This is a genomic window from Plesiomonas sp. (genome assembly GCF_051650925.1).
In the GTDB taxonomy this organism is placed as follows: domain Bacteria; phylum Pseudomonadota; class Gammaproteobacteria; order Enterobacterales; family CAMTGL01; genus Plesiomonas.
Genome location: NZ_JBOFRH010000308.1, coordinates 1 through 5,345 on the forward strand (window position 1 = coordinate 1; position 5,345 = coordinate 5,345).

Sequence of the window (5,345 nt, forward strand, 5' to 3'; positions counted from 1 at the left end):
TTTCAGGTTTTTGACAGCCAAGTAGCCAGCGTCTATCGCACCTCGCCACAGCTCGATATCAACTATTACAACACCAGTTTGCTCGATGAGAAACTCAATACCCACCTGTTCGGCCAAATTGTACGTTTTGAAAATAATAATCCAGTAATGCCGACAGCAACACGGGTACATTTAGAGCCTAGCTTCAGTTACCCGCTGGCTAACCGCTGGGGCAGCATAGAGGCGAGCGGCAAGCTGTATGCCACCCACTATCAGCAAGATATTCCAACGCAAAATACGGCTAATTCATCATTAGAAGAGTCTGTTTCACGTTTGATTCCGCAAGGAAAGATCGATGCTAAAATGATCTTAGAGCGAGATACAGCCCTGCTAAACGGCTACACCCAGACTTTAGAGCCGCAAGTGCAGTACTTGTATCGTCCGTATACTGATCAAAAAGCTATCGGCAACTACGACTCTACCGCTCTGCAACTCGACTATCTGGGTATGTTCCGTGATCGCCGTTATAGCGGTTTAGACCGTATCTCATCGGCCAATCAAATCACTACCGGTTTAACCACGCGGATCTTCGATCAGGGCCTTAATGAGCGCTTTAACTTTGCTATCGGGCAGATCTTTTACCTGTCAGCACCGCGCATTACTGAAAAAGCGCAACATGAAGCGCGAACTTCTGCCTGGGCCACTGAGTCTAACGTGCTGTTCAATGAGAACTGGAGCGCCAAGGCTGGAGTACAATATGACCCGCAAGACAAGCAGGTGACATTGGCCAATACCGCCGTTGAGTACCGTAAAGATAGCGAACGTTTAGTCCAACTCAACTACCGTTATGCCAGTCAGGAGTACATCAACAGTGCCTTGCCGAATAAGAACTATGACCATAACATCTCACAAGTGGGCTTAGTTTCAGCATGGCCGGTGACCGATAAATTGGGCGTTGTCGGCCAATACTATTACGATACCGGTTTGAAACAGTCGGCAGAACAGCTGTTGGGGTTACAATATAATACCTGCTGCTGGGCGGTGAACCTGATGTATGAGCGAAAAACAATTGGTTACGACAACAACACGCGAACCAGCACCTATGATAATGCTGTTTCATTCAATGTTGAGATCCGTGGCCTTGGCAACAACTACTCAACCGGTATCGGTAAGATGTTGGGTAGTGGTATCCTGCCGTATCAGCGTCCGTTTACATTGAATAACTAATAACACCTATCATAGGATGATGTGTGTACGGTTAACTTCAATAACAGATATTTACCTTATTAATTAAACGCTGCAAAGCGCAGGATGGAAAGGCGAATGAAGAACTGGAAGACGTGGTTTTCACTGCTGGCAATGGTCAGTACCAGTGTGATTGCCGCCCCGCAATCAATTGATCAGGTAGCTGCAATCGTCAATAACGGCGTGGTACTACAAAGTGATGTCAACAGCCTGATGCAATCAGTAAAACTGAATGCACGGCAAGCTAATCAGCAGTTGCCGGATGATACCGCACTGCGCCATCAGGTGCTTGATCGCCTGATTTTGGATCAAATCCAGTTGCAACTGGCCGGTAAACTGGGGATCAGCGTCAACGATGCCGATCTTGACGGTGCAATTGCAACCATTGCCGGACAAAACCGCATGAGTGTCGGGCAGTTGCAGCAAAATCTGCAATCGCAGGGTATCAATTATGCCGACTACCGCGAACAGATCCGCAAAGAGATGTTGGCAACCGAAGCGCGTAACTCACAAGTACGTAGCCGGATTAATATCCTGCCGCAAGAGGTTGATACGCTAGCCAAACAGATCAGTCAGCAAGTGCAAAAAGGTCAAGAGTATAATCTGAGCCACATCCAGATCCCACTACCGGAAAACCCAACCCAAAGTGAAGTGGATGCCGCCCAAGCTAAAGCCGAACAGGTCATGCGTGAGCTGAAAAAAGGCGCTGACTTCTCAAAAATGGCGATCGCCAACTCTTCTGGTCCAAAAGCACTGGAAGGCGGTAACTTAGGCTGGGTACGCCCACAAAGCATCCCGACCGTGTTTGCGGAAAAAATCACCAATGCCACCACAGGAACACTGGTTGGCCCATTCCGTACCGGTGTCGGCTTCCATATCCTCAAAGTCAATGCGCTACGTGGTGAAGAGCAGAGCGTACAGGCCACCGAAGTGCATGCCCGTCACATTTTGCTGAAAACCTCAGTCATGCTCAGTGATGAACAAGCACAATCGCAACTGCTGAAAATGCGGGCAGATCTGCTGGCTAAAAAAGCTGACTTTGCTGCACTGGCAAAAGAGTATTCACAAGATCCAGGCTCTGCCGCACAGGGCGGGGACTTAGGCTGGACGCTGCCTGATGCATTCGTACCGCAGTTCCGCAACGAACTTGACAGCCTCAAGGTAGATCAAATCAGCCAACCCTTTAAGACACCGTTTGGCTGGCATATTGTGCAGTTACTCGGCACCAAAAAAGTTGACCGCACCGATGCGGCCATTAAAGATCGTGCCTACCGCATGCTGTTTAACATGAAGTTCGCAGAAGAGACTCCGGTCTGGCTGCAAGAGCAACGTGCTGCCGCGTATGTCAAAGTGGTTGACCCAAGCGATGAGTAATCGCATACCACGCATGATCATCACCCCCGGCGAACCTGCTGGGGTTGGCCCTGATCTGGTGGTAAAGCTGGCACAACAGGCATGGCCAGTACAGTTAGTGGTGTGTGCAGACCCAGCGTTACTGCATAGCCGTGCTGCTGCATTGGATTTGCCGCTAACGTTAACACCTTACGCTCCTGATACAGCGGCCTGCCCGCAGGCCGCTGGAACACTGACAATTTTAGCAGAACCCTTGCCAGTACCGGCTATTCCCGGAGAGCTAAACAGTGCCAATGCTGGCTATGTACTCAATACACTGGCACGTGCAGCCGACGGCTGTCAGCGTGGTGAGTTCGCTGCGCTAATTACAGGCCCCGTGCATAAAGGCATTATTAATGACTCCGGTATCCCGTTTAGCGGGCATACTGAGTTTTTTGCCCAGCGTGCAGGATGCGAAAAGGTCGTGATGATGCTGGCAACCGACACGTTGCGGGTTGCTCTTGCCACTACCCATTTACCGCTGCGCGATGTGGCCGATGCCATTACCGTTGATAGCCTGCGTGAAGTGATCCAAATTTTGCATCAGGATTTACAGCGTAAATTTGGCTGTGCCAACCCGCGTATCTACGTGTGTGGCCTCAATCCGCATGCCGGAGAGGGCGGGCATATGGGTATGGAAGAGATCACCACCATTGAGCCGGTTTTGCAGCAACTGCGCCAGCAAGGGCTCGATCTGATTGGCCCACTGCCTGCAGATACACTGTTTCAAGATAAATACCTGCACGATGCCGATGCAGTACTGGCCATGTATCATGACCAAGGGCTACCGGTACTTAAGTATCAGGGCTTTGGCCGTGCGGTAAATATTACACTGGGGTTGCCGTATATCCGCACCTCAGTCGATCACGGAACGGCATTGGATCTTGCCGGTACCCGACTTGCTGACGAGGGGAGCTTTCGGACAGCGCTCACTCTCGCGATTACTATGACGGATTCACAAACACAATGAATGACAGTGTTCACCTTGGCCACCGTGCCCGTAAACGTTTTGGCCAGAATTTCCTTAATGATCTCTTTGTCATTGATAGTATTGTCGCCGCGATCAACCCACGTAATGATCAAGCTATGCTCGAGATCGGCCCCGGCCTTGCCGCACTGACCGAACCTGTAGCCCGCGATCTTGATCATATGACCGTGATCGAGATCGATCGCGATCTGGCCGAACGCCTGCGCAATAATCCAAAATTAAAAGACAAACTAACCGTACGCCAGCAAGATGCAATGACTGCTGATTTCAGTCAGATTGCCGCTGAATTAGGGCAAAAGCTGCGTGTATTTGGTAACTTGCCATACAACATCTCAACCCCACTGATGTTTCATCTGTTCAGCTTTACTGACAGCATCAGTGATATGCATTTTATGCTGCAAAAAGAGGTGGTTAATCGTCTGGCGGCAGGCCCAAACAGCAAAGCGTATGGCCGTTTAAGTGTGATGGCACAGTATTTTTGTCAGGTCATTCCGGTACTCGAAGTGCCTCCGCATGCGTTTAAGCCGGCACCAAAAGTTGACTCCGCTGTAGTACGCCTGATCCCGCACGCAGAAAAACCGTATCCGGTACAAAACCTGCGCTGGCTGAGCCGTGTAACTACCGATGCGTTCAACCAACGCCGAAAAACGATCCGTAATGGTCTTGGCCACCTGTTCAGTGTTGAACAACTCGAAGCGCTAGGCATTAACCCAGGTCTGCGCGCGGAAAACATTACCGTTGAGCAATACTGCATGCTAGCAAACTGGCTGGATAAAAACCCGCCACAAGCTGCTGATGCGCATGCCGCACACGATCCGCGTTAATTTGTAGCCGTGAATTTAGTGTAAATTATGCTGCAAATACGGGCGCTGATATCATCAATTTACTGCTGATATCAGCGTTCAGTACATATTTTCTTGCACTACATCCCGCAAAAAGTAAGGTATCTACGGCAATGGCAACATATCTGGTCGGTGATCTGCAAGGTTGCTATGATGAACTTTTAGCCCTACTTGAACAGGTGGCGTTTAATCCGCAAGATGATGAGCTGTGGCTAACCGGTGATCTGGTTGCTCGCGGGCCAAAATCACTCGAATGTCTGCGTTTTGTACGTTCGTTAGGCTCGGCAGCGCGCACCATTTTAGGCAACCATGATCTGCATTTACTCAGTATTGATGCCGGACTTGCCAAAGCCAAACCACGTGATTACCTGCAACCGATTTTAGAGGCTCCCGATCGTCACGAACTGATGCACTGGCTGCGTCAGCAACCGTTGCTGCTGGCACACCCTACCTATCCGTTTGTCATGGTACATGCCGGTATCTCGCCAGATTGGGATCTAGGCACCGCGGCGGCCTGTGCCGCAGAGGTGGAACAGGTTCTACGTAGCCCACAGTATCAGGCGATGCTCAGCATGATGTATGGCAATTTGCCTGATAAGTGGTCACCGGATTTACAGGGTGATGACCGCCTACGTTATATTATCAATGCCTTCACCCGCATGCGTTTTTGCTACCCTGACGGGCGGCTTGAAATGCACTGTAAACTGCCTGCAGAGCAAGCGCCTGCACCACTGCTGCCGTGGTATCAGTTGCCCAACCGACTACTGGCTAACCATCGGGTAGTTTTTGGCCATTGGGCTTCACTGCTTGGGAAAACTAACCAACCGGCAGTCTATGCATTAGATACCGGTTGTGTCTGGGGAAACCACCTGACCTTGCTACGCTGGGATGATCAACGT

At 50.3% G+C, this 5,345-nt stretch carries 5 protein-coding genes; all 5 read left to right on the top strand.

What is annotated here, in order from left to right; translation table 11 throughout:
- On the top strand, positions 1–1,206 hold a 1,206-nt coding region (gene lptD, locus ACRC27_RS07260; RefSeq protein ID WP_438639536.1), incomplete at its 5' end, for an LPS assembly protein LptD.
- A 96-nt stretch (positions 1,207–1,302) separates the two neighbouring features.
- A complete protein-coding gene (surA, locus tag ACRC27_RS07265; protein WP_438630074.1) occupies positions 1,303–2,598 on the top strand; it encodes a peptidylprolyl isomerase SurA in 1,296 nt (431 codons plus the stop codon).
- On the top strand, positions 2,567–3,586 hold the full coding sequence (pdxA, locus tag ACRC27_RS07270) for a 4-hydroxythreonine-4-phosphate dehydrogenase PdxA (protein ID WP_438639537.1): 1,020 nt from the start codon (positions 2,567–2,569) through the stop codon (positions 3,584–3,586). The genes surA and pdxA overlap by 32 nt, the downstream gene beginning before the upstream one ends.
- Positions 3,583–4,428 carry a 16S rRNA (adenine(1518)-N(6)/adenine(1519)-N(6))-dimethyltransferase RsmA gene (gene rsmA, locus ACRC27_RS07275; protein ID WP_438623470.1) on the top strand — a complete coding sequence of 282 codons (846 nt, stop codon included), beginning with the start codon at positions 3,583–3,585 and terminating at the stop codon, positions 4,426–4,428. Before pdxA ends, rsmA begins: the two co-directional genes overlap by 4 nt.
- A 131-nt stretch (positions 4,429–4,559) precedes the next feature.
- A partial coding sequence (apaH, locus tag ACRC27_RS07280) for a bis(5'-nucleosyl)-tetraphosphatase (symmetrical) ApaH (RefSeq protein ID WP_438639538.1) occupies positions 4,560–5,345 on the top strand: 786 nt, incomplete at its 3' end.

Excerpts from the sequence above, each read along its gene's own strand:
- pdxA (WP_438639537.1), top strand. The coding sequence starts at position 2,567 with ATGTCAAAGTGGTTGACCCAAGCGATGAGTAATCGCATACCACGCATG.
- surA (WP_438630074.1), top strand. The coding sequence starts at position 1,303 with ATGAAGAACTGGAAGACGTGGTTTTCACTGCTGGCAATGGTCAGTACC.
- rsmA (WP_438623470.1), top strand. The coding sequence starts at position 3,583 with ATGAATGACAGTGTTCACCTTGGCCACCGTGCCCGTAAACGTTTTGGC.